Genomic DNA, 3,290 nt, shown 5'->3' on the forward strand with positions numbered 1-3,290 from the left:
GTTTTTTCGGCGACCTACCGTGGGTCGTTTTTGGGAGGCTCGCAAACGCCCTAGAAATCAGGCCTAGCGGAGCCCTCCGACGACACAAAAAAGAGGGGAGGTGGAGCACGCATCTTTGCTCCACCTCCCCTATGCGCTTACTACAACGAAGGAAGGCTCATCGATCGCTACGCTTCAGCCCTGAGGCATCGATAGCCTCTGAGGGGGCTTCCTTAGCTTCGCCCTTACCGAAGCGGAAGGTGACACCGAGGCTCACGTTGGAGAGCGATAGACTCGACTGCCGGATCTGCTCGATCCCCCGGAAGGTAGACTCCGTACGCCTATATTCCCCGAGCCCCCAGGGCGCCATAGCCGAGAGGGAGAAGGTGAGCCGTCCGTCGAGCAGGCTCTTCTCGGCGGAGAGATAGGTGAGGGGCTCGGCGATGGTGCGAGAGGTGAAGGTGTAGGTCGGGCTATTGTAGTTCACCGACGCATTGAAGAACCAGTTCCCGTCGAGCAGGAGGCTTACACTGCCCCCGCACCGCAGTCCCCAGCCTCGCTGTGTGGCATTGAGCGCCGAAGCCTGATAGGCACTCTTGAGCTGGTAGTCCGAGTACTTCAGCCCGGCATAGACCTGTAGATTGAGCTTGTAGTCGAAGGTAGAGGTGCGGAAGGTGCTCGTGAGCGAAGAGAGGCGACCTTCGCCAGCGTTCTCGAAGGTCGAGAGGTTGGGCGTCGTCGTCGAGATCCCGGAGATGAGGTCCTGAAGTACCTCATGCGAAGCGGTGAGAGTGAGGTGGCTCTTCCCCAATCTCTTCCCGAGGGAGAGCGACCAGCTGAGGCTCGTCTGAGGCTTGAGGTTGGGATTGCCTCGCTGGCGTTCCAGCTCACTGACGAAGTACTCCGCAGGGGAGAGGAGACTACCCTCGGGGCGGGAGAGATCTCGGTCGAAGCTCAAGCGTGCCGAGTAGCCACTCTTGGAGTAAGCCAGCGCCACATAGGGGATGAAGCTGAAGTAGCTACGCCGGTTCGCCTCCAGCCCGTAGCGTCCCCATTCATTGCGAAGCAGGAAGTAGAGGCTTAGCCCCTTAGCTAGGTAGAAGTTGTCCTTGAGATAGAGCTGTCCCTGCGTCATCTGGTGAGGCTTGGCACTTCCCTCTACGACGCTCCGCTGGTGGAGGAGGCGTGCACCGAAGCGAAGCGCATGCGTCGTCCCGAGGAAGGGAAGCTCATCGTGGTCGTAAGCGACGTCCCCGACGAAGTAGCTCATACGAGCAGAGTAGTCGCCCGAGACACCCTCACGGGTCTGTGCCTCATTGGACAGGAGCCCCTGAGCCCGCACTAAGAGACTTTGCTCGGGAGCGAGCTGATAGGAGAGGATCAGATTGGCCGTTTGCATTAGATTGCACCCGATGAGATACTCCTGCCTCTTCATGCCGAGGGGCTTAGTGATCGACTGCCTGAGACGCTCTTCGTAGCCAAAGAGAAGGTAGGAGAGGGAGGCCTTGAAGCGCTCAGAGAGGACGGCGTTGAGTAGCGCCTCAGCATTGTACTGCGTCAGCCGAGTATTGCTCTGTATATCGAGGACCTCTACCCCATTGCGGAGCGTACGGGTATGCGGATACTGCTTGTTCGTAATCACCGAGCCTGAGGTCACCAGATCAAAGGTCTTACTGAGGTAGGACAACGAGGGGCTGACGATATATTCCTCATTGATCAGCCCCGCACTCATACCGAGCTCTCCCTTGAGCGTACCTAGATGCTTCTTCCTATAGATATAGATAGCTCCGCCACCCGAGCTACTAGCGACGTCGCTGGGACGCACCTCTACCCGATCGATATCTTGAGCGTCGAGTTGGCTGAGGAAGCGCTCGTTGACAGGTACCTCATCGACATAGATAGTCACCTGACCTCGCGAGCCAGGGATCGTGTAGATTCCCCCCTCGTAGATGAGGTCGGGGATACGCTGTAGCACAAGGGGAGCCTTAGCTGAAGAGAGTAGCCCCTCCGTCGTGATCTGGTAGGTCGTCCCCTCGGCATTCATTTGTACAGAAGGGCGGGTAGCGACGATCTTCACCCCTTCGAGGGTGTGACTATCTAGGCGGATGGTGTGCTGGTGGATCGTAGCTACGGAGAGTGTCGTATCGACTACAGCGTAGGCACTACCCCAGACCCAGAGCCTCAGGGAGGAGCAGTCTGCGGGGATCGGACAGCTGTAGCGACCGGACTTGTCGGTGTGTCCCTCGATGCTCTTACGCTCGCAGAAGGAGAGCCGGAGCGAAGCGGAGTCTATCTCCTGTCCCGAGGGTGAGAGGATCTTTAGTTCGAGCCTTCTTCCTTCTTGGGCCGAACTAGTGAACCAGCTCCCGAGGACGAGGGCAAGCCCTAGGAGCAGCGTACGAGAGCGGAGGTGAATCGTGCTAGTCTTCATACCTGGATACTTAGATGAGGTAGATAAGAGGTGAGTTGCTTGGTGCTTTGCTTTTTCTACCTACGAATGTACGACTTTCTGGTAAAAAAAAATCAGGATCTGCAAGACCGCTTCTCCAGCCACCTTGATGCACGAAGGCGGAGGTGCTCCCCGTCAAGATCTGCCCCTCCTCAGTCCAGATAAAAGAAAGGGATGGGGAGGACACGTCACCCGTACCCGAGGGTACAGCTTCCTGTCCTCCCCATCCCCTTGGGGTGAAGAGCGAGCGCTTCCTTAGCTCTTCCTCAGGATCTCATAGAAGTCCTGCGGTGTACCGAGATGCTCCAGGAGCACCTGGACGGCTACCGGCGGGAGGTAGTGGGCACGTGTGCGATAGCCTCGCTCCTGTAGCTGACGAAGGAGCTCGGGATCTCGGCGGATGAGTCGGCGCAGACAGCGTCCGGCGTAGCCTGGTTCGCAGTGGGGGAAGTAGAGGGTAGCTAGCTCCTTCACAGCATAGGCTCTGAACTCAAGCGGGGGTACCTCGCACGAGGCTTGGGTAGGTGTTTTCATTGTGCGCATGTGTTGATAATAAATGAATATACAGGGGCGAAGCCCTTCCCTCCTAGGCACGTCGGCACGATCTCAATAGCGAGGGAGATCATGAGCTCTCATAGAGCTCTCATGGAGCGTCTTCAGGGGGATGAACTTCTCTACAAAGGAACGACAATTCTCCCCTCAGATCAAGGCGTTCGCTTAATAAATATTTTAGCGATCTCGCCCCTCTGCCCCCTTCGGGACGGAGAATTTCGAAGGCAAAGAAGAGGCCTCCACAAGCCCTGTAGCACGGGGACTTCGGAGGGGGTCAAAGAAACCTACTGTAGGTCGTCGATGCGACCCA

2 protein-coding genes are annotated in these 3,290 nt (G+C 57.4%); both read right to left on the reverse strand.

The features are described from left to right. Positions 1 to 157 precede the first annotated feature (157 nt). Positions 158 to 2,410, reverse strand: a complete 2,253-nt coding sequence (locus tag HMPREF1556_RS05015; RefSeq protein ID WP_021667236.1) for a TonB-dependent siderophore receptor — start codon at positions 2,408 to 2,410, stop codon at positions 158 to 160. Positions 2,411 to 2,683: 273 nt separating this feature from the next. Further along, complete coding sequence (locus tag HMPREF1556_RS05020) at positions 2,684 to 2,971, reverse strand: DUF4248 domain-containing protein (protein ID WP_021667238.1); 288 nt, start codon at positions 2,969 to 2,971, stop codon at positions 2,684 to 2,686. Positions 2,972 to 3,290: the final 319 nt, after the last annotated feature.

It is taken from the genome of Porphyromonas sp. oral taxon 278 str. W7784 (assembly GCF_000467855.2).
Classification (GTDB): Bacteria; Bacteroidota; Bacteroidia; order Bacteroidales; family Porphyromonadaceae; genus Porphyromonas.

Coding starts and splice junctions, on each gene's coding strand:
- HMPREF1556_RS05015 (WP_021667236.1), bottom strand. CDS start 2,410: ATGAAGACTAGCACGATTCACCTCCGCTCTCGTACGCTGCTCCTAGGG.
- HMPREF1556_RS05020 (WP_021667238.1), bottom strand. CDS start 2,971: ATGCGCACAATGAAAACACCTACCCAAGCCTCGTGCGAGGTACCCCCG.